This window comes from Sphingomonas sp. (assembly GCF_042091075.1).
GTDB lineage: Bacteria > Pseudomonadota > Alphaproteobacteria > Sphingomonadales > Sphingomonadaceae > Sphingomonas.
Map to the genome: position 1 here is coordinate 1 of NZ_JBELIE010000045.1, position 20,941 is coordinate 20,941.

Below are 20,941 nucleotides of genomic sequence, written 5' to 3' on the forward strand. Positions count from 1 at the left end.
GGGGGACGACGATATCGGCGCGCGGCTGGCGCGGCGGCGCGGCATCGTGATCCTGCCGTGCGACTGGGTACTGGAGGGCGGTGCGATCGATGGCGACGGCACCGGCCTGGTCGTCACCACCGAGCAATGTTTGCTCAATCCCAATCGCAATCCGGGGCTGACGCGCGCCGGGATCGAGACGCTGCTGGCGCAGGATCTGGGGTTTGATCGCGTGCTGTGGCTGGGCGACGGGCTGATGAACGATCATACCGACGGACATGTCGACAATCTGGCGCGCTTCGTCGGCCCCAACCGGCTGGCGATCCCGCGCTCACCCGAGAACGACCCCAATTGGCGCGTCTATCAGGACGCGGCGCAGCGCGCGCGAATGGCCGGGGTGGAGGTGGTCGAGATCCCCTCCCCCGGCCGCGTGATGCGCGACGACGACGTGGTTCCGGCCAGTTATATGAACTTCTACATCGGCAATGCCGCGGTGGTGGTGCCGCTGTATGGCACCGACCAGGATCAGGCCGGGGTGGCCGCGATCCAGGCGATCTTCCCCGATCGTCACGTGATCGGCCTGCGCGCCGATGCGATCCTGACGGGCGGCGGCAGTTTCCACTGCATCAGCCAGCAGATCCCGGCATGATCGTCGATCCCGCGCGCGTGCTCGACGCGGTCGAGCTGCCGTTCCTGCCGAACCATTATCGCGGCAAGGTGCGCGACAATTACGACCTGCCCGACGGCCGCCGGCTGATCGTCGCCAGCGATCGGCTGAGCGCGTTCGATCGCATCCTGTGCGCGGTGCCGTACAAGGGCCAGATCCTGACGCAGACCGCGCGCTGGTGGTTCGAAGAGACCGCCGATCTGTGCCGCAACCATGTGATCGACTATCCCGATCCCAACGTGCTGCTGTGCCGCCGGCTGACAATCCTGCCGGTCGAGATCGTGGTGCGCGGCTATCTGGCGGGCACGACCGGCACCTCGATCCTGACGCTGTACAAGGCGGGGGAACGGCGGATGTACGGCACCGTGCTGCCCGATGGCATGCGTGACAACGAACGCCTGCCGCAGCCGATCATCACCCCCACCAGCAAGGAGTTCGACGGCGGACACGATCGCCCGCTGACCCCGGACGAGATTCTGGCGGACGGCTTGCTGACTGCCGCGCAATGGGACGAGATCAGCGCCACCGCGCTGGCGCTGTTCGCGCGCGGACAGGAAATCGCGGCGCGGCGCGGCCTGATCCTGGCGGACACCAAATACGAATTCGGCGTGGATGCGGACGGCAATATCCTGCTGGCCGACGAGGTGCATACCCCCGACAGCAGCCGCTTCTGGAAGGCCGACAGCTACACCGCGCGTGTGGCGGCGGGGGAACGGCCCGACAGTTTCGACAAGGACGTGGTGCGCAGCTGGGTCGCCGCGCGGTGCGACCCGTACAGGGACGCGATCCCGCCGATCCCGGATGACATGATCCTCGCCACCTCGGCGGTCTATGTCGAGGCGTTTGAGACGATCACCGGCGAGCGCTTCGTTCCCGACCTGGCAGGCGAGACGGTCCTCGCGCGCATCACTGACCGGCTGCGCGTGTTTGCCTCCGCCCCATGACGCTGCCCGCCATCCCGACACGCGTCGGGATGGCGGGGCCGCCGGCGCGCGATCCTATCGCGTCGGCACCGGCTCGCTGCCCGAATAATCGTAGAAACCGCGCCCGGTCTTGCGGCCATACCAGCCCGCCTCGACATATTTGACGAGCAGCGGCGCCGGGCGAAACTTGGGATCGCCGGAACCCTCGAACAGCACGCGGGTGATCTCCAGACAGGTATCGAGGCCGATGAAATCCGCCAGCGTGAGCGGCCCCATCGGATGATTGAGCCCGAGCTGGCAGGCCAGATCGATATCGCGCACCGTCGCCACGCCCTCGCCCAGCGCGAAGCACGCCTCGTTGAGCATCGGCATCAGCACGCGATTGACGATGAAGCCCGGCGCGTCATTGGCCTGGACGACCTGCTTGCCCAAGGCGGCCGCATAGGTCCGCACCGTCGCGACCGTCTCGTCGGAGGTGGCGAGCCCGCGAATCACCTCGATCAGCCCCATCACCGGCACCGGATTGAAGAAGTGCACCCCAACGAAACGGGCCGGGTCGGGGCTGGCCTGTGCCAGTCGCGTGATCGGGATCGAGGAGGTGTTCGAGGCCAGCACCGCCTGATGCCCCAGCACCTTGCCCACGTCGGCGAAAATGGCGCGCTTGATCGGCTCGCGCTCGGTGGCCGCTTCGATCACCAGGCCGCAGGCGGACATGCCTGACACCGAGGCCACCGGCTCGATCCGCTCCAGCAGCCGGTCACGCGCGGCAGCCTCGATCTTGCCCTTTTCCACGTCGCGATTCAGGCGCTTGGCGATCCCCGCCTTGCCCGCCTCGGCGCGGGCCTGGTCGACGTCGCCCAACAGCACGCGATAGCCCGCCGCCGCGGAAACCTGCGCGATGCCCGCGCCCATCTGGCCCGCCCCGATCACACCGATTGCCTGCATGCCCATCTCCTGTTCAGCTACGGGCCCCTCTACACAGGCGCGAGCCCAGGACGCCAGCACGGAGGCACATCGCAGGCAAATGACCAGCATCGGCGCGATCAGGGCGCATCATCCCGGCGCGGCGTTGTCCGGGCGGCTTTACATTCAGAGCGATCCCGCCGTCCGTCGCACCCCGCATGCGGACAGTCGTGGAGGGCACGCTCGGTAAGAGATCGTTAACGAGTAGCACCAAAGGTCGACGTGTCGGTGATGGCGGCATGGCCCAGATCTTCATGTGGGACGGCCGGCGCTTTCGCCTCAGCCAGCAAAGCGAGATGACAGAATGTCGCGTCAGCACGCATTTCCTCACCACTTGGCGCGCGCGGGTGCGGCGGCATTGATCGCGGCGCTGCTGATCGCCGCCGACGATCCTCCCAGCGCGCCCGCGCCGCTGCGCACCTTCGGCGACTGGACGATCGGGTGCGACAATCAGCGCAGTTGCATGGCGGTGGCGCTCGTCCCTGATGCGGAGGATCGCGATGGTTATCTGATGCTGACGCTCACCCGTGGGGGACGCGCCACCGCGCCGGCGCAACTGGCGGTGATGCTGCCCGCCACGGTGGCGCGGGGCAAGACGGTATCGATGGCGGTCGACCGCAAGACGATCGCGCGCATCGTCGCGCCGGGCAACGGCGCGGGGCTGGCGCTGCCCTTCAGCGGCTCGCTGGCGAACGCCCTGATCGCTGGCCGCCGCGTGGCGATCGTCGATTCGAGCGACCAGACGCTCGCCACCGCGTCGCTGGAAGGCCTGAGCGCCGCACTGACCGCGATGGACGACGCGCAGTATCGCACCGGCGGCGTCACCGCCCTGCGCCGCCCCGGCACCCGCCCGCGCAGCCGCATTCCGCTGGTTCCGCCATTGCCCGTGGTGATCCAGCCGCCCGTGACCGGCAAGCCGCCGCGCGTCCTGTCGGCGAAGCGCGCGGCCAAGCTGATCGGGCGCGACAATGTAGCATGCGGACAGGACGCCGGCGCCGTGGCACCACAGGCGTTTCGGCTCGATGCGACGCATACGCTGGTCACGGTGGAGCATCCGTGCGGCAACGGCGCCTATAACATCTATACCAGCCTGTTCGTCGTGCCCGACAAGGGCAAGCCCGCCCCCGCGATCCTCGACGCGCCGTCCGGCTTCTCCGGGCAGGCCGGCAACATCGTCATCAACGGCGGGTGGGAACCGGCGACGCGCCGGGTGACGGCGTTCCTTCGCGCACGCGGGCTGGGCGATTGCGGGTCGCAACAGCAATTCGCCTGGGACGGGGCGCGCCTGCGGCTCGTCGACCAGCGCGACATGGGGGAATGCCGGCAAGTGACCAGCTTTATTCCGACCTGGCGTGCACAGGTGGTGGTGCGATAATCTCCGTTACCGCCACCACCGCGCCAGTGGCGGTGGCGGTTTGGCGTCGATTATGGCGCTGGTCGCTCGGCCTGTGCCTCCGCCAGGATCACCGCGAATTTGCCGTCGGCGTCGGTCCACTCGCGGATCGGCGTCCAGCCGCCCGCGCGGAGCAGGATGCGCGCATCGCGGGGGCCATATTTATGGCTGTTCTCGGTGTGGATCGTTTCGCCCGCGGCGATCTCGAACGGGCGGCCGTCCACCTCGAACGCGGTATCGCGCGTCGCCGCCAGATGCATCTCGATCCGTGCGCGATCGTCGTTCCAGATCGCCTTGTGCGCGAAGGCATCGACCGGGATCGTGCCGTCCAGCTCGCGATTGATGCGCTCCAGCAGGTTCAGGTTGAATGCGGCGGTCACCCCTTGCGCATCGTCATAGGCGGGAACCAGCACCTGCGCGTCCTTGATCCGGTCCATCCCGATCACCAGCATCGCGCCCTCTTCGAGCGACGCGCGCATCGCGCGCAGCAGGTCGATCGCCGCCAGCGGGATCAGATTGCCGATCGTCGAGCCGGGGAAGAATCCCAGTTTCGGCGCCTTCTCGATCGTGCGCGGCAATGTCAGCGGGCGCGTGAAATCCGCCTCGAACGGCAGGATCAGCAGATCCGGGAAACGCTCCGCCAGCGTGCGCGACGATTCACGCAGGAAATCGCCCGAAATGTCGATCGGCACATAGGCCGAGGGCATGATGCTATCGAGCAGGATCGGCGTCTTGGTGGACGATCCCGACCCGAACTCCACCATCGCGCGGCCCTCGCCGACCAGCTCACGCAACTCGGGGCCGATTTCACGCAACAGCTGCGTTTCGGTGCGCGTCGGATAATATTCGGGAAGATCAGTGATCGCTTCGAACAATTGCGAGCCGCGATGGTCGTAGAACCAGCGCGCCGGGATCGCGCGCGGGCGCCGCGTCAGCCCCGCCAGCACATCGGCACGGAATTGCGGATCGGCGAGGCTTGTCTGACCGTCCTCGATCTCCGGTTTCAGCATTGTGTCAGATATCCTTTGCGAGCCGCACGCCGGTGAATTGCCAGCGCTGATGCGGATAGAAGAAGTTGCGATAACACGGGCGCACATGGCCGCGCGGCGTGGCGCAGCTGCCGCCGCGCAGGACGAACTGCCCGCTCATGAACTTGCCGTTATATTCGCCCACCGCCCCTTCGGCGGGGTGGAAGCCGGGATAGGGGCGATAGGCGGAGCCGGTCCATTCCCAGACGTCGCCGAAGAACGCCGGCCCGCCGGCGGATGGGCGCGGCTCGACCGGTCCGGCGGCGTCGAGCAGATGGCCAGCGGCCGGATCGAACCGCGCGGCGGCGGCTTCCCATTCGAACTCGGTGGGCAAGCGCGCACCCGCCCAGCCAGCATAGGCGTCCGCCTCGAAAAAGCTCACATGGGTCACCGGGGCGGCGGGGTCGATCGCTCGGCGGCCGTCCAGGCCGAAGCGGGTCCACTGGTCGTCGCGCCGTTCCCAGTAGAGCGGCGCGACGATCCCCTCGCGCTGCACCCACGCCCAGCCGTCCGACAGCCACCAGCGCGGATCGCGATACCCGCCGTCAGCGATGAAGGCCGCCCATTCGCCATTGGTGACGGTACGATCGGCGATCGCATGCGCCGGCACGAGCGCACGATGACGCGGCCCTTCGCAATCGAACGCGAAGCCGCCGCCGTCATGCCCGACCTCGACCACGCCCTCGGCGTGCTCGATCCACCCGATCGGCCCCGGCATCGCGACCGGCACCTTCCGTGCGGCCTTCCAGATCGCCGGCTCCAGCGGATTTTCGGAGAACAGGTGCAGCATGTCGGTGATCAGCAATTCCTGATGCTGCTCTTCGTGGTGGCAGCCGAGCGCCACCAGGTCGCGCGCCGCGACGGGCAGCCCGTCGAGCGCGTCGAGCAACGCCGCGTCGACCGCGGCGCGATAGGCGAGCACCTCGGCCAGCGTCGGCCGCGTGATCATGCCGCGCCGCGCGCGGGCGTGGCGCTTGCCCTCCGCTTCGTAATAACTGTTGAACAGGAACGGAAAGCGCTCGTCATGCAGCCGATAGGACGGCACGTGATCGCGCAGGATGAAGGTTTCGAAAAACCACGTCGTATGCGCCAGATGCCATTTCGCGGGCGAAGCGTCGTCCATCGACTGGACGGTCGCATCGGCGTCGGAAAGCGGCGCGGCAAGCGCCTCGCTCAACGTCCGCACCGCGGCGAAACGATCCGCCAGCGGCACCTTCGGGGCCGTGTGCCGCCGTGCTTCCATCAACCCCTTCTCCCTGCCGGATGATCCGGCAAGCGGGGGCGCGACGATGTCAGCGGTTCGCCCCGGCAGCCCATAAAACGTCGCCGCCAGCGCTTTTGTTCACCGCCCGGCAGGCTACAAAAAGAAAATCGGACAAGCGGTTAAGGTACGCGAGCGCCTGTGGATTGACGCCCGGCACGACCGCCACCGCAGACCGCTCCGCCCGCCGCACGATCGCGCGCGCCAGATGCAGCGACGCCGCCGTGCCGCCGGGCAGGATGAAGCTGGTGAGCGGTTCGAGATCGGCATTGAGCGCGTCGATCGCCCGCTCCAGCCGCTCCACCTGCGCCGCGACGATCCGCAGCGTCATCGGCGAGGGCGTGAAATCCTCGCCCGGCGTTGCCAGATCCGCCCCCAGATCGAACAGGTCGTTCTGGATCAGCGACAATTCCTGGCGGATCGCCTCCGGCAGCGAAGAGGCGATCGCGACGCCGATCGCGCTGTTCGCCTCGTCGACATCACCGATCGCGGCCATGCGCGAATCGTTCTTCGCGACGCGGCTGCCATCGACCAGCCCGGTGGTGCCCGCATCGCCGGTGCGGGTGTAGATACGATTCAGCTTCACCATCGCGGGATCAGGTGCGTCCGGCGGCGAACAGGATGATGACGACGATCAGCACCGCCGCCGCCTGGAACACGATCCGCATCTGCATCATGCGGTTCGATTTCAGCTGCGCCGCGGTCGGCCCTTCGCCGCGCGCTTCCGCCGAAGCCTCCTGAAGGAAGGAGATGATGCCGCGTACCAGCGCGACCACCGTGGCGATCATCGCCGCGACCAGCAGGATGACGAGGAACGTATTCATGCGAAGGATGTAAGCCGTGTGTGACGCGGGGGCAACATGGGCTTTCGGGCCAGGCCCCGGCGGGGCATCGCGGCTGGTGGGGCGGGCTTCACGCCATCGCCCGCAATCGCGCCGCCACCGCCGCGCCGTCCTCCCCCGCCTCGCGCATCGCCGCGAGCGTCGGCGCGCCGTGACGCTTGGCGAGCCGCTCGCCATCCGCGCCGGTCATCAAGGCATGATGATGATAGTGCGGCACCGGCAGATCCAGCAGCGCCTGCAGCACACGGTGGACGTGCGTCGCCGCGAACAGATCGCGGCCGCGCACCACGTCGGTCACGCCCTGCGCGGCATCGTCCACCACCACCGCCAGATGATAGCTGACGGGCGCATCCTTGCGCGCCAGTACGACGTCGCCCTGCGCCGCGGCGTCCGCGACGACGGCATCGCCGTGATCGTGCCACGTCAGCGGCCCGGTGCGGGCGAGTGCCGCCGCCATATCGAGCCGCCAGCAAAAGGGCGCGTCGCGCGCCGGCGCGCCGCGGCAGGTGCCGGGATAGACCGGCGTCGCCCCGTGCGGCGCGCTCATCGCCTCCGCGATCTCCGCGCGGGTGCAATAGCATCGATACAGCAGCCCCGCCTCGCGCAATCGCGTCAGCGCGGCCTGGTACAGATGAAGCCGCTGCGATTGCCGCACCACCGCACCGTCCCAGCGCAGCCCCAGCCAGGCGAGGTCGGCAAGGATCGTGTCGACATGCGCGGGGCGGCTGCGCGTGCCGTCGATATCCTCGATCCGCAGCAGGAATCGCCCGCCCGCCGCGCGTGCATGGTCATGCGCCAGGATCGCGGAGCGCGCATGCCCCAGATGCAGCCGCCCGGTCGGCGAGGGTGCGAAGCGCGTGACGATCATGCGCCGCGATGTGCAGGGTGATGGACCCGCGATCAAGTCAGCGGCTATCAGGCACCCATGACCGTATCACCCCCCGTCGCCGCAACCCGCCCACATCGCTTCACCCGCCACGGCATCACGATCGACGACCCCTGGGCGTGGCTGCGCGATCCCGGCTATCCCGACGTCCGCGATCCGGAGGTGCTCGCCTATCTGGAGGCGGAGAACGCCTATTTCGAAGCGCAGATGGCGCCGCGCCGCGCGCTGGTCGATCGGCTGTACGAAGAGATGAAGGCGCGCATCAAGGAAGACGAATCCTCCGTGCCGCAAAAGGACGGCGACTGGCTGTACTGGACCGCGTTCGAAACCGGCGGCCAGTATCGCTTGTGGTGGCGCCGGCCCGTCGCTGGCGGCCCGGACCAACTGATCCTCGACGAGCCAGCACTGGCCGCCGGCAAGGAATATTTCCGCGTCGGCGCGATCGCGATCAGCGAGGATGCGCGCGTGATGGCCTATTCGATCGATGACGACGGATCGGAGCGGTACACGATCCACTTCAAGAGCCTCGACGGCGCAACGACGCTGGACGAGGTGATCCCGGGCGCGTCGGGGCGGTGGGGCGATACCGCGATCGAGGGGACGATCGGCAATATCGTTTTCACCAGCGACGGACGCTTCATCCTGTACGGGCTGACCGACGAGCATTGGCGCACGCGGACGATCAAGGTCCACCGCCTCGGCAGCGATCCCGCCACCGACCAGACGCTATATTACGAGGATGATCCCGTCTTCTCGGTCGGCGTCAGCGAAACCAGCGACCGCCGCTGGATCGCGCTGGTCACCGGCAGCCACGACACCAGCGAGATCCGCCTGTATCCGGCCAACGACCCCTTCGCCACGCCGATCCTGATCGCGCCGCGCGTCGCCGGGCGCGAATATGACGTCGATACGCATGGCGACACCTTGTTCATCCATACCAACGACGTCGATCCGATGTGGCGCCTCGTCACCGCGTCGATCGACGCGCCGGGCGAATGGCACGAGCGGATCGCCCCCAGCGCGCATTTCTACATGACCGGGGTGGAGTGTTTCCGCGACTTCTTCATCGTCGAGGGGCGCGAGGACGGGCTCGACCAGATCGAGCTGCATGCCTACGATTCCGCGCGGGCGCCGCGCCGCATTCCGTTTCCCGAGCCAAGCTACAGCGCGGGCACCGGCGACAATCCGGAATATGATCAAACCGTCATCCGGCTGGGCTATGAATCGATGGTCACGCCGGGCACCGTCTACGATTACGACACCGTCACCGGCGAGAAGACGGTGCTGAAGGTGCAGGAGATCCCGTCGGGCTATGACGCGGGCCGCTATGCCACCGAACGGCTGACCATCGCCGCGCGTGACGGCACCGCGATTCCGGTATCGATCGTCTATCCGGCCGATTTCCCGCGTGACGGATCGCGGCCCTTGTTCCTTTATGCTTATGGCGCCTACGGCCATGCGATCCCGCCCGGTTTCTCGACCGGTCGACTGAGCCTTCTCGATCGCGGCATGGCCTATGCGATCGCGCATATCCGCGGCGGCGACGACCTGGGCCAGCAATGGTATCACGACGGCAAGCTCGAAAAACGTACCAACACTTTCACCGACTTCGTCGATGTGGCGAAGGGGCTGATCAACGGCGGCTGGACGAGCGCCGGGAAGATCGCGATCGCGGGGCGTTCGGCGGGCGGCGAATTGATGGGCGCGGTGGTCAATTCCGATCCCGACCTGTGGGGTGCGGTGATCGCCGACGTGCCGTTCGTCGACGTCCTCAACACGATGCTGGACGACACGCTGCCGCTGACGCCCGGCGAATGGCCCGAATGGGGCAACCCGATCGAGGACAAGGCGGCGTTCGAGCTGATCCGCGGCTATTCGCCCTATGACAATGTCCGTGCGCAGGCCTATCCGCCGCTGTTCATTTCGGGTGGACTGAACGATCCGCGCGTCACCTATTGGGAGCCGGCCAAATGGGCCGCGAAGCTGCGCGCGACCAAGACGGACGACAATATCCTGCTGCTCAAGACCAATATGGGCGCTGGCCACGGCGGCAAATCGGGCCGCTTCGACGCGCTGCGCGAGGCGGCGGAGGAACATGCCTTCGTGCTGTGGCAGTTGGGCGTCGAGGAATGAGCCGCGCCGTCCGTCGTTCGGACGACGGCACCGCCCGCACGAAGACGGCGAGCGCCCAGCCGATCCCCATCCCCAGCCCGCGATGACGATCGACTCGCTCGTCCTGCATTACGGTCTTGCCGCGGTCTTCGTCGGCGCCGCGCTGGAAGGCGAGGCGGCGGTGATCGCCGGTGGCGTGATCGCGCATCAGCATTATTTCCCGTTGTGGGCGGCGATGCTCGCGGCGGCGGGCGGTTCGTTTTGCGCCGACCAGGCCTGGTTCTTTGCCGGGCGACGCGCGCGAAACCATCGCTGGGTGGTCGCCGCGCGGCAGAAACCCGCCTTCGCCAAGGCATTGGCGATGCTGGAACGCCACCCGATCGGCTTCATCTTCGTCTTTCGCTTCATCTACGGTTTTCGCACGATCAGCCCGATCGCGATCGGCACCGCCGGGATCCGCCCGCGCCTGTTCGCGACCGTCAACGCCGCTTCCGCGATCACCTGGGGCATCCTGTTCAGCGCCGTGGGTTACTGGTTCGGCACGGCGTTCGAGCGCGTGATCGGCCGGCTGAGCCACGACGGCCGGTTGTGGTGGGCGGTGGGCGGCGTGGTGGCGCTGGGGCTCTTGGTCGCGCTGGTCCGGCGTGTCAGAATGCGGGCATGACGCCGTTCCGATACGATTTTACCGCCACCCCAGCGGACATCGACGAACTGGGGCATGTCAACAATGCGGTGTGGGTGCGCTGGATTCAGGATCTGGCGGTGGCGCACTGGCATGCGGTAGCGCCGGCGGCGCAACGCGACATGCTCATCTGGGTCGTCACCCGCCATGTTATCGATTATCGCGGCAACGTCACCACGGGCGAGCATGTGACCGGCGAGACCTGGGTGCCGGAGGCGCCGCGCGGTGCGCGCTTCGACCGTCATTTCCGCTTCCTCGGCGATGACGGCAAGGTGCGCGTCGAAGGCGTGACGACCTGGGCATTGCTCGATCGCGCCACCGGGCGGCTGCTGCGGGTACGGCCCGAGATCGCTGCCCCGTTCCTGCACGCCCCCGGCTGATCCGGGAGGTTGCCGGGCCACCGGCCCCCCTCTACAGCGCGGGGGGCACAGCCCGATCGGGCGTAGCGAGGGACCGGAAACCACTATGAAGATCACGATGATCGGTTCGGGCTATGTCGGCCTGGTGTCGGGCGCCTGCTTCTCCGACTTCGGGCATGACGTGATCTGCGTCGACAAGGATGCGGCGAAGATCGACGCGCTGAAGGCAGGGCGGATGCCGATCTACGAGCCGGGGCTTGACGACCTCGTCGCCGCCAATGTCGCGGCGGGGCGGCTGACCTTCACCACCGATCTGAACAGCGCGGTGGCGGGCGCGGACGCGATCTTCATCGCGGTCGGCACGCCGTCGCGGCGCGGCGACGGGCACGCCGATCTGACCTATGTCTTCGCCGCCACGCGGGAAATCGCCGCTGCGCTCACCGGACCGGCGGTGATCGTCACCAAGTCGACCGTGCCCGTCGGCACCGGGGACAAGGTGGAGGCGATCCTGCGCGAGGCAGGGCACAAGGAGATCGACGTCGCGGTCGTCTCCAATCCCGAATTCCTGCGCGAAGGCGCCGCGATCGGCGACTTCAAGCGGCCCGATCGCATCGTCATCGGCAGCGATGACGAAAAGGACGAGGGGCGCGCACGCCGCGTGATGCGCGAAGTATATCGCCCGCTGTACCTGAACGAGAGCCCGATCCTGTTCACCGGGCGCCGCACCGCGGAACTGATCAAATATGCCGCCAATGCGTTCCTCGCGACCAAGATCACCTTCATCAACGAAATGGCCGATCTGTGCGAGGCGGTGGGCGCCAATGTGCAGGATGTCAGCCGCGGCATCGGCCTCGACAACCGTATCGGGACGAAATTCCTTCATGCCGGCCCGGGCTATGGCGGCTCGTGTTTCCCCAAGGACACGCTCGCGCTGCTGAAGACCGGCGAGGATTTCGAGGCGCCGGTACGGATCGTCGAAGCGGTGGTTAAGGTCAACGACGCGCGCAAGCGTGCGATGGGCCGCAAGGTGCTGCACGCGCTGCAGGCCAACGGGGGCGAGGGCGCGAAGGGCAAGACCGTGGCGGTGCTGGGCCTGACCTTCAAGCCCGACACCGACGACATGCGCGATGCCCCCAGCCTGGCGATCGTGCTGGCATTGCAGGACGCGGGCGTGACGGTGCGGGCCTATGATCCCGAGGGCATGGAGGCGGCTCGCGCGATGATGCCCGACGTCACCTATTGCCGCGACGCCTATGACGCCGCGACCGGCGCCGATGCGGTGGTGATCGTCACCGAATGGAACGTCTTCCGCGCACTCGATCTGACGCGGCTGGCGGGGACGATGACGCGCCCGGTGATGATCGATCTGCGCAACATCTATTCCTTCGACGAAGTGGAGCGCGCCGGCTTCGCCTATACCTCGGTGGGGCGCTGACCGCGGATCGTGACTGGATCGCGGGCGTGACCGATTTCACCGCCACCCGCGCGCTGTTCCATCTGCCGGAGGGCGTGATCTACCTCGACGGCAATTCGCTGGGTCCGCTGCCGCGCAGCGCATCGACGCGGATGGCGCAGGTGCTGGAACGGCAATGGGGCGATCGGCTGATCCGGGCGTGGAACGACTGCGACTGGATGACGCTGCCGGCGCGCGTCGGCGATCGCATCGCGCGGCTGATCGGGGCGCCGGCGGGCAGCGTCACCACCGGCGACACGCTATCCGTGAAGCTGTTCCAGGCGCTCGCAGCCGCACTGGCGTTGCGGCCGGATCGCCGCGTGGTGCTATCCGACACGGGCAATTTCCCGAGCGATCTGTATATCGCCGACGGTCTACTGGGCGCGCTGGGGCGCGGCCTGTCGCTGAAGGTGGTGGCGCCAGAGGCGGTCGCCGACGCGATCGATGACAGCGTCGCGGTGGTGATGCTGACCGAGGTCGACTATCGCAGCGGACGCCTGCACGACATGCGCGCGCTGACCTGGCGCGCGCATGCGGCGGGCGCGCTCGCGATATGGGATCTGGCGCATTCGGCGGGGGCGATCGCGGTCGACGTCACCGCCGCCGACGCCGATTTCGCGGTCGGCTGCACATATAAATATCTCAACGGCGGCCCCGGTGCGCCGGCCTTCATCCATGTCGCGCCGCGCCACGCCGATGTCGTCCAGCCGATCCTGTCGGGCTGGCTGGGCCATGACGCACCCTTCGCGTTCGAGCGCGCTTATCGTCCCGCCGCCGGGGTGGAACGGATGCGCGTGGGCACGCCGCCGATCCTCGCCCTTGCCGTGCTCGACGCCGCCCTCGATGCGTGGAACGACGTCGACATGGCCGCGCTGCGGGCCGCCTCGATCCGGCTGTCCGAACGGTTCCGCGCCGAGGTGGAGGCGCATTGCCCGATGCTGACCCTGGCCTCGCCCCGCGATCCGCACGCCCGCGGCAGCCAGCTCTCGTTCGCGCACCCACAGGCCTATGCGATCATGCAGGCGCTGATCGCGCGCGGGGTGATCGGCGACGTGCGCGCGCCCGACATCCTGCGCTTCGGCTTCACGCCGCTGTATCTGACCGAGGACGAGGTGGTGCGCGCCGCGACGATCCTGGCCGAGGTGCTCGCCACCGACGCCTGGGATCGTCCGGCCTATCACCGCCGCGCGCCGGTCACCTGATCGGCGCGGTGGACCGGCAGGCGCCGCGCGCCTCACCGCACCGCAAGCATCCCCTCCAGCAGCAACTCGGTGACGTGCCGCGCGTAACGGCGGCGGAGCGCGTCGTCGACATCGCCTCCGCCGAATTGCCCATTTCAGCGCGTAACGCGCCTGGAACAGATGATCGCACGCGCCGATCAGCGAGAAATAGAACAACATCGGGTCGACCGCGCGAAACACCCCCTCCGCCTGCCCCTGCGCGAGGATCGCGGTCTGCGCGCGCGTTAACGGCAGCACGACCCGCTCGGAAATGAAGCGCGCGCCCTCCCCGTCGACATCCTGCGACAGCGCCGCCAGCAGCCGGTTGAGATAGGGATGTTCGAAATACACCTTGATGATCGCCTGGATATGGCGGGTCATCTTTTCCACCGCGGGAAGCGGCGCGGTGACGAGATCGTCGAGATGCGGGAACGTGCCCCCGACGTCCCGCTCGATCAGCGCGCGGAACAGCCCGGCCTTGCCGCCGAAACGATAATGGATCAGCGCCGAATTGAGCTGCGCCCGCGCCGCGATGTCGGAAAAGGTGACGGTGATCGAATTGCGCTCGATCATCAGCGCACTGGCGGCGTCGAGCAACACGTCACCGGAGTGACGTTTGTGGCGGCGGCGACGCGGTCTGGCGTCGGGGCGCGAACGTCCCGGCACCGCCGCAGACTGGCTGGGCATCGCTCGTCTTCCCTCTTGGGCTCGCTATACGATGCCCTCTCCCTATGATCGACGATAGGTCGGGATCGCGCACCGAGGCAAGCGGATAAGGGGGTAGCATGGCTGCCCTAATCGTTCGGTACGGCGCCGGTCGAGCCGCCCTGCGCCGACGTGGCGTTCCGCCCCTCCTCCCCCCGCGCGGGGAGGGGGAGCGGTCCAGCGACGTGGAGGTTGATCCGCCTCAGCCCGCCGTGCCCTCTTCCTTGCGGGCGAGCATGCGGATGATGCCGGAGAAATCCAGCCCGCCCTGCCCGGCATCGGCGAACGCCTGATACAGATCGCGCGCGCGCGCGCCCATCGGCACCTCGGCATCGACATCCTGTGCCGCGGTCATCGCGAGATTGAGATCCTTGAGCATCAGCGCCCCCGCGAAGCCGCCCTGATAGTCGCGATCGGCGGGGGATTGCGGACCGACGCCGGGCACCGGGCAGTAGCTGGTCATCGACCAGCTTTGGGCGGTCGCGGTGCTGGCGATATCGTAGAAGGTTTGTGGCGACAGGCCCAGTCGCTCCGCCAGCACGAACGCCTCGCACGTCGCGATCATCGTCGCGCCGAGGATCAGATTGTTGCACAACTTCGCCGCCTGGCCCGCGCCATGGCCACCGGCATGGATGACATTCTTGCCCATATCATCGAGGAAAGGCTGCGCGCGTGCGAACGCCTCCTCGCTACCGCCCACCATGAAGGTCAGCGTGCCCGCTTCCGCCGCCGCGATCCCGCCCGAAACCGGCGCATCGACCGCCGCGATCCCGCGCGCGGCCGCGTCCTGCGCGACGCGGCGTGCGGTGGTGACGTCGATCGTCGAGCAGTCGATCAGGATCGTCGATGGTGCCGCGCCGCCCAGGCTTTCGCGGTATACCTGTTCGACATGCGCCCCGGCGGGCAGCATCGTGATCACCGCCTCGGCCCCGTCGACCGCCTCGGCCGCCGACGTCAGCGGCAGGCATCCCGCCGCCTTGGCACGCGCCAGCGCATCGGCCGACAGATCGAAGGCGCGCACGTCATGCCCCTTCTTCGCCAGATTGGCGGCCATACCGCCGCCCATATTGCCCAGTCCGATAAAACCAACGCGCGCCATTTCTCTCTCCTGATTCCCTTTCGTCACGCCGGCGAGGGCCGGCGTATCATGCGGCGAGGCCGCCAGCCTTCGCCGGTACGACGATCCCGATCACTTCCCCGTCCACTGCCCCGCGCGCTTTTCGACGAAGGCGGCCATGCCTTCCTTCTGGTCAGCGGTGCCGAACAGGCCGTGAAACAGCCGCCGCTCGAACTGTACGCCCGCCGACAGCGTGGTCTCGAATGCGGCGTTGACCATCTCCTTGTTCGCGAGGATCGCAAGCGGGGCCATGCCGGCGATGGTGGCAGCCGTCTTCACCGCCTCCTCGACCAGGTCGGCGGCGGGGATGACACGACTGACCAGCCCGGCACGCTCCGCTTCGGCGGCGTCCATCATCCGCCCGGTCAGGCACATTTCCATCGCCTTCGCCTTGCCCACCGCGCGCGCCAGCCGCTGCGACCCGCCCATGCCCGGCGATACCGCCAGCTTGATCTCGGGCTGGCCGAACTTCGCGCTGTCGGCGGCCAGGATGAAGTCACACATCATCGCCAGCTCGCAGCCGCCGCCCAGCGCATAGCCCGCCACCGCCGCGATCACCGGCTTGCGCGTGCGCGTCAGCGTCTCATAGCCGCCAAAGAAGTTATTCCCGTACATGTCGGCGAAGCCCTGTGCCGACATCTCCTTGATATCCGCGCCCGCCGCGAACGCCTTCTCGCTGCCGGTCAGCACGGCGCAGCCCTGCGACGGATCGGCATCGAAGGCCGCGAACGCCGCCAGCAGATCCGCCAGCACCTGCGAATTCAGCGCGTTGAGCGCTTGCGGCCGGTTCAGCGTCACCAATGTCACCGCGCCGCGCTGTTCGACGAGGATCGTTTCGTACTTCGCCATCTGTGATCTCCTCCGAATCATCATCCCGGCGCCGGCCGGGTTCTTCACAATGGGCCGCCCGACCGGCGGCGCGTCACCGCGCCGTCCACGCCTCCCCCTCGGGGAGGGGCGCGAAGATCTGGTCGATCACGTGATCGCTCACCCCCTCGGGCGTGGCGGGGTTCCAGCGCGGTGCATTGTCCTTGTCGACGATCACCGCCCGCACGCCCTCCAGGAAATCGTGGCGCTGCACCACGCGGGCGCCGACCGCATATTCCTGCCGCATCTCGTCTTCGAAGGTCGGCATCGTGCGGCCATCGAGCAACAGCTTCAGGCTGACCTTCATCGTCTGCGGCGATTTGGTCCTGAGCGTCGCCAGCGTCTCACGTGCGAAGTCGGAAGGGTCCGCCGCCAGCGCGGCGAACACCTCCTCCAGCCGATCGGACGCGAACAAGCGGTCGATCGCCTCGCGGTGCGCCAGCAGCGGCGCCTCGCCCGGATCGGTCGCCAGCGCCGACAAGGCGCCGTCGATCGCCTGTGGCGCGGCGACGATCGCCTGTGGCGCGGCGACGATCGCCTGCTTCGCCTCCTCGACCTGCGCGGCGGGGATGAAATGCGTCGCCAGCCCCAGCGCCAGCGTCTCGGCACCATCAAGCCGATGCCCGGTCAGCGCCAGATATTGCCCCACCCGCCCCGGCAACCGCGACAGATACCATCCGCCGCCGACATCGGGGAACAGCCCGATGCCGGTTTCGGGCATCGCCAATTTGGTATTCTCGGTCGCGACGCGATAGCGGCACGGCTGGCTGATGCCGACGCCGCCGCCCATCGTGATCCCATCCATGAACGCGACCGTGTCCTTGGCATAAGTGAACAGGCGGTGGTTCATGCGATATTCGGTGTGGAAGAAGGCGCGCGCCGCCGCGCCGTCCTTCGCCCCGCTATCGGCCAGCATGCGGATATCGCCGCCCGCGCAAAAGCCCCTGCCCTCGGCGTGATCGATCACCACGCAGCGGATCGCGTCATCGTCGCGCCATCGCTCCAGCGCCGCCAGCACGCCCTCGCACATCGCGGTGGTGAGCGCGTGGAGCGCCTTTGGGCGGTTCAGCCGGATCCGGCCAAGCGGGCCGTCGGCGGTGATGATAAGGTCTTCCATCATATATCCTCCCCGCATGGCGGGGAGGGGGATCGCCACCGGATGGCCGGGGTGGAGGGGGATTCACCCCCACCGGAACGCCCGCGCCGATCCCCCTCCACCATGCTGCGCATGGTCCACCTCCCCGCCCCGGGGAGGATCGATTTCACTGCCGCGTCAGCTCGCGGCCGACGATCATACGCATCACCTGGTTGGTGCCTTCCAGGATCGAATGGACGCGCAGGTCTCGCCAGAAACGCTCGATCGGATAATCCATCAGATAGCCGTAGCCGCCGTGCAGTTGCAGCGCGCGGTCGACCACGCTCGATCCGGTATCGGTCGACAGCCGTTTCGCCATCGCTGCGAAGCGCGTCTTGTCCGGCGCATTGGCGGTCACTTTCGCCGCCGCGACATAGAGCAGATAGCGCGCCGCCTGCAGCTCGGTATCCATATCCGCCAGCATGAACTGCGTGTTCTGGAAATCGGCGATCGGCTTGCCGAACTGCTGCCTGTCCTTGGTGTAGGCGATCGATTCGTCCAGACAGCGCTGCGCCCCGCCCAGCGAACAGGCGCCGATATTGAGCCGCCCGCCATCCAGCCCCATCATCGCGAAGCGGAAGCCCTCACCCTCCTGCCCGACGCGATTCGCCACCGGCACCTTCACATTGTCGAACAGCACCTGTCGCGTCGGCTGCGCATGCCAGCCGAGCTTGCGCTCGTTCGCGCCGAACGACACGCCCGGCATGTCCTTGTCGATCACGAGGCAGGAAATGCCCTTCGGCCCCGCCTCGCCGGTGCGCACCATCGTCACATAGACTTCGTTCTCGCCGGCGCCGGAGATGAACTGCTTGCTGCCATTGACGACATAATGATCCCCTTCCAGCCGGGCGCTGGTCTTCAGCGCCGCCGCGTCGGAGCCGCTGCCGGGTTCGGTCAGGCAATAGCTGGCGATCCGCTCCATGGTCACCAGATCGGGCAGGTAGCGCGCCTTCAGTTCGGCGGAACCGAACCGATCGATCATCCAGCTCGCCATATTGTGGATCGAGATGAACGCGCTGGTGGCGGGACAGCCATAGGCCATCGCCTCCATGATCAACGCCGCCTCCAGCCGACCCAGATTGATCCCGCCGCTTTCCTCGCTGACATAGATCGCGGCGAAACCGAGTTCGGCCGCCGCCTTGATCGTGTCGCGCGGAAAGATGTGCTTTTCGTCCCATTCCGCCGCGAACGGCGTGATCCGATCGGCGGTGAAGCGGCGCGCGAGCTCCTGGATCTCGCGCTGGTCGCCTGTCAGATCGAACTGCGGCGTGGGGTCGAACTGATCCGACATCGTCAGCATCCTTTTACCGAAATACCACCGTGCGCTGCCCGTTGAGCAGGACGCGCCGTTCCGCGATCCAGCCGACCGCGCGCGCCAGCACCTGCGCTTCGATATCGCGCCCGATCGCGACCAGATCGTTGGCGGTCGCGCGATGATCGACGCGCTCGGCGGCCTGCTCGATGATCGGTCCTTCGTCCAGATCGGTCGTGACGAAATGCGCCGTCGCTCCGATGAGCTTCACCCCGCGCGCATGCGCCTGATGATAGGGCCGCGCGCCCTTGAAGCTGGGCAGGAAGCTGTGGTGGATGTTGACGCACCGCCCCTCCAGCGCCGCCACCAGTCGCGGGGTCAACACCTGCATGTACCGCGCCAGCACCACCAATTCCGCTCCGCTGCGCTCGACCAGCGACAGAAAGTCCGCTTCCTGCCGCGCCCGGCTCGCCGCGTCGACGGGCAGGTGATGGAAGGGTACGCCATGCCACTCCGCCAGCCCGCACAATACCTCGTGGTTGGAAACCACCGCGACCGGATCGATCGGCAGAGCCCCCATCGACCAGCGGTGCAGCAAATCGTTGAGGCAATGCGATGTCGTCGAACAGGCGATCAGCACGCGCGGCCGCTGCGCCGCCGGCGTCAGCGTCCAGTCGAACCCGAACCGCTCCGCCACCGGCGCCAGCCAGCCGCGCGGGTCGCCCGCCACCGCGAAGCGCAACCGCATGAAGAAACGCCCGCTCTCCAGATCGGCATATTGCTGGCTGTCGAGGATGAAGCCGTCCGCCGCCGCCACCTCCCCGGTCACTGCCGCGACGATGCCGGTGCGGTCCGCGCAGGTGAATAACAGAATCCACTGGCCGTCGTCGTTCATGCGCTCCACATCGCCCCCCGGGTCTCCGGCGGTTCATGCCGGTGCCACGCCGTTGCGCGAATGACGCCACATTGTCGAATCGGGGCGCGTCGCGCGGGTCAGCATTTGCGGTAGCGCAACGTCGTCGCCGGGCGATCGCCAGTCGCCGCCTGGATGCGCACCAATCTGGTGCCGCCCGCCTCCAGCAACAGCCGATCGGTGGTCCGCCACGTCTGCCCCTCGCCGCTGAAGCGCAGCACCGCCGTCACCGCATAGGGCGATCGCCGTTGCAGCGACTCCACCCGCGCCTTGGCTTCGTAGAAGCGGATCGTGTCGCCATCGATGTTGATGCGCCCGGTGGCGGCGGTATTGGCCAGTTCGCAATCATCGGGGGTGATGCCCCAATAACCGACGAAATCGATCGGCAAGGCCCGGTCGCCGAGCGCGTTCCTCGTCGGTGGCGCGATCGGCACGCCGGTGGTGGCGGTCGCCGCGGCACCATTGCTGGCCGCCGCTTGCTCGATCGCCGCCTGCGCCCGCGCCTCGCGCTCGGGCACCGCGACGCGATTATAGTCGGCGTCGCCGTCGGCGGAGCAGGCGGCCAGCCACAGCACGGCTGGCACCGCCGTCATCATCCACCGCATCGCGCCCACTCCTTTTCGTCCGCCATTACCCCATCGTCGGAATAACGAACGCATTACCCCCCTCGGCAGCCCCATCGGGCCAGCGCTGCGTGACGGTCTTCACCTTCGTCCAGAATTTGACGCCTTCCATGCCGTGCTGGTTGGTGTCGCCGAACGCCGAACGCTTCCACCCGCCGAACGTGTGATAGGCGACCGGCACCGGGATCGGCACGTTGATGCCCACCATCCCGACGTTCACGCGCGCCGCGAACTCGCGCGCGGCATGGCCGTTGCGGGTGAAGATCGCGACGCCATTGCCATATTGGTGCTCGCTGGGAAGCCGCAGCGCGGTCTCGAAATCGGGGGCGCGGACGATCTGCAGCACCGGGCCGAAGATTTCCTCCTTATACGCCGCCATCTCGGGCGTGACGCGGTCGATCAGCGACGGGCCGATGAAGAAGCCCTTCTCATGCCCCTGCAAACGGAAACCACGGCCGTCGACGACCAGCTCGGCGCCCTCGTCCACGCCGGTCTGGATCCAGTTCTCGACGCGCTGCTTGTGCGCGGCGTTCACCACCGGGCCGTAATGCGCCTCGGCAT

General features: G+C 67.7%; 22 protein-coding genes and 1 pseudogene. 9 read left to right on the plus strand and 14 right to left on the minus strand.

The window, feature by feature from the left end; translation table 11 throughout:
- On the plus strand, positions 1 to 628 hold a 628-nt coding region (locus ACFDSW_RS06440; RefSeq protein ID WP_375249454.1), incomplete at its 5' end, for an agmatine deiminase family protein.
- Complete coding sequence (locus ACFDSW_RS06445; protein WP_375249455.1) at positions 625 to 1,590, plus strand: phosphoribosylaminoimidazolesuccinocarboxamide synthase; 966 nt, start codon at positions 625 to 627, stop codon at positions 1,588 to 1,590. The genes ACFDSW_RS06440 and ACFDSW_RS06445, both read left to right, overlap by 4 nt.
- Positions 1,591 to 1,644: 54 nt before the next feature.
- Here ACFDSW_RS06445 and ACFDSW_RS06450 read toward each other — a convergent pair whose 3' ends face one another.
- Positions 1,645 to 2,514 carry a 3-hydroxyacyl-CoA dehydrogenase NAD-binding domain-containing protein gene (locus tag ACFDSW_RS06450; protein WP_375249456.1) on the minus strand — a complete coding sequence of 290 codons (870 nt, stop codon included), beginning with the start codon at positions 2,512 to 2,514 and terminating at the stop codon, positions 1,645 to 1,647.
- Positions 2,515 to 2,690: 176 nt separating this feature from the next.
- On the opposite strand from ACFDSW_RS06450, the gene ACFDSW_RS06455 reads away from it, so the two are divergent.
- On the plus strand, positions 2,691 to 2,894 hold the full coding sequence (locus ACFDSW_RS06455; protein WP_375249457.1) for a DUF1176 domain-containing protein: 204 nt from the start codon (positions 2,691 to 2,693) through the stop codon (positions 2,892 to 2,894).
- Positions 2,867 to 3,907, plus strand: a complete 1,041-nt coding sequence (locus ACFDSW_RS06460) for a DUF1176 domain-containing protein (protein ID WP_375249458.1) — start codon at positions 2,867 to 2,869, stop codon at positions 3,905 to 3,907. Before ACFDSW_RS06455 ends, ACFDSW_RS06460 begins: the two co-directional genes overlap by 28 nt.
- A 50-nt stretch (positions 3,908 to 3,957) precedes the next feature.
- Here the strand turns inward: ACFDSW_RS06460 and egtD are convergent, their stop codons facing one another.
- The 5 genes from egtD to gluQRS all read right to left on the minus strand — a co-directional run bounded on the left by egtD (position 3,958) and on the right by gluQRS (position 7,924).
- Positions 3,958 to 4,935: an L-histidine N(alpha)-methyltransferase gene (egtD, locus tag ACFDSW_RS06465; RefSeq protein WP_375249459.1), complete on the minus strand. Its 978-nt coding sequence runs from the start codon at positions 4,933 to 4,935 to the stop codon at positions 3,958 to 3,960.
- A 4-nt stretch (positions 4,936 to 4,939) separates the two neighbouring features.
- Positions 4,940 to 6,196, minus strand: coding sequence for an ergothioneine biosynthesis protein EgtB (gene egtB / locus ACFDSW_RS06470; RefSeq protein WP_375249460.1), 1,257 nt, complete (start codon positions 6,194 to 6,196; stop codon positions 4,940 to 4,942).
- A gap of 49 nt (positions 6,197 to 6,245) precedes the next feature.
- Positions 6,246 to 6,803 carry a cob(I)yrinic acid a,c-diamide adenosyltransferase gene (locus ACFDSW_RS06475; protein WP_375249461.1) on the minus strand — a complete coding sequence of 186 codons (558 nt, stop codon included), beginning with the start codon at positions 6,801 to 6,803 and terminating at the stop codon, positions 6,246 to 6,248.
- Positions 6,804 to 6,810: 7 nt separating this feature from the next.
- Positions 6,811 to 7,038 (minus strand): twin transmembrane helix small protein, encoded by a 228-nt coding sequence (locus ACFDSW_RS06480; RefSeq protein WP_375249462.1) that lies wholly within the window; start codon positions 7,036 to 7,038, stop codon positions 6,811 to 6,813.
- A gap of 88 nt (positions 7,039 to 7,126) precedes the next feature.
- On the minus strand, positions 7,127 to 7,924 hold the full coding sequence (gene gluQRS, locus ACFDSW_RS06485; protein ID WP_375249463.1) for a tRNA glutamyl-Q(34) synthetase GluQRS: 798 nt from the start codon (positions 7,922 to 7,924) through the stop codon (positions 7,127 to 7,129).
- A gap of 57 nt (positions 7,925 to 7,981) precedes the next feature.
- Between gluQRS and ACFDSW_RS06490 the strand changes: the two genes are divergently transcribed.
- From ACFDSW_RS06490 to kynU, 5 genes are all read left to right on the plus strand, one after another.
- A complete protein-coding gene (locus tag ACFDSW_RS06490; RefSeq protein WP_375249464.1) occupies positions 7,982 to 10,075 on the plus strand; it encodes a S9 family peptidase in 2,094 nt (697 codons plus the stop codon).
- Between the two features lie 82 nt (positions 10,076 to 10,157).
- The gene (locus tag ACFDSW_RS06495; protein ID WP_375249465.1) at positions 10,158 to 10,718 is read left to right on the plus strand and encodes a DedA family protein; all 561 of its coding nucleotides are present in this window, start codon (positions 10,158 to 10,160) and stop codon (positions 10,716 to 10,718) included.
- Positions 10,715 to 11,116 (plus strand): acyl-CoA thioesterase, encoded by a 402-nt coding sequence (locus tag ACFDSW_RS06500; protein WP_375249466.1) that lies wholly within the window; start codon positions 10,715 to 10,717, stop codon positions 11,114 to 11,116. Before ACFDSW_RS06495 ends, ACFDSW_RS06500 begins: the two co-directional genes overlap by 4 nt.
- 85 nt (positions 11,117 to 11,201) lie before the next feature.
- Positions 11,202 to 12,530, plus strand: coding sequence for a UDP-glucose dehydrogenase family protein (locus tag ACFDSW_RS06505; RefSeq protein WP_375249467.1), 1,329 nt, complete (start codon positions 11,202 to 11,204; stop codon positions 12,528 to 12,530).
- Between the two features lie 26 nt (positions 12,531 to 12,556).
- The gene (gene kynU / locus ACFDSW_RS06510; protein ID WP_375249468.1) at positions 12,557 to 13,750 is read left to right on the plus strand and encodes a kynureninase; all 1,194 of its coding nucleotides are present in this window, start codon (positions 12,557 to 12,559) and stop codon (positions 13,748 to 13,750) included.
- Positions 13,751 to 13,888: 138 nt separating this feature from the next.
- On the opposite strand, the pseudogene ACFDSW_RS06515 reads toward kynU, so the two are convergent.
- The 8 genes and pseudogenes from ACFDSW_RS06515 to ACFDSW_RS06550 form a co-directional block, all read right to left on the minus strand.
- Positions 13,889 to 14,323, minus strand: a pseudogene (locus tag ACFDSW_RS06515) (TetR family transcriptional regulator); the annotation flags it as partial.
- Between the two features lie 352 nt (positions 14,324 to 14,675).
- Positions 14,676 to 15,572, minus strand: a complete 897-nt coding sequence (mmsB, locus tag ACFDSW_RS06520; RefSeq protein WP_375249469.1) for a 3-hydroxyisobutyrate dehydrogenase — start codon at positions 15,570 to 15,572, stop codon at positions 14,676 to 14,678.
- 90 nt (positions 15,573 to 15,662) lie between these two features.
- Positions 15,663 to 16,439, minus strand: coding sequence for an enoyl-CoA hydratase (locus ACFDSW_RS06525; RefSeq protein WP_375249470.1), 777 nt, complete (start codon positions 16,437 to 16,439; stop codon positions 15,663 to 15,665).
- Between the two features lie 73 nt (positions 16,440 to 16,512).
- On the minus strand, positions 16,513 to 17,577 hold the full coding sequence (locus tag ACFDSW_RS06530; RefSeq protein WP_375249471.1) for an enoyl-CoA hydratase/isomerase family protein: 1,065 nt from the start codon (positions 17,575 to 17,577) through the stop codon (positions 16,513 to 16,515).
- A 142-nt stretch (positions 17,578 to 17,719) separates the two neighbouring features.
- On the minus strand, positions 17,720 to 18,883 hold the full coding sequence (locus tag ACFDSW_RS06535; protein WP_375249472.1) for an acyl-CoA dehydrogenase family protein: 1,164 nt from the start codon (positions 18,881 to 18,883) through the stop codon (positions 17,720 to 17,722).
- 13 nt (positions 18,884 to 18,896) lie between these two features.
- Positions 18,897 to 19,739, minus strand: a complete 843-nt coding sequence (purU, locus tag ACFDSW_RS06540; RefSeq protein ID WP_375249473.1) for a formyltetrahydrofolate deformylase — start codon at positions 19,737 to 19,739, stop codon at positions 18,897 to 18,899.
- Between the two features lie 98 nt (positions 19,740 to 19,837).
- Entirely contained in the window at positions 19,838 to 20,362 is a 525-nt protein-coding gene (locus ACFDSW_RS06545) for a hypothetical protein (protein WP_375249474.1), read from the minus strand.
- Positions 20,363 to 20,387: 25 nt separating this feature from the next.
- A partial coding sequence (locus tag ACFDSW_RS06550; protein WP_375249475.1) for an aldehyde dehydrogenase family protein occupies positions 20,388 to 20,941 on the minus strand: 554 nt, incomplete at its 5' end.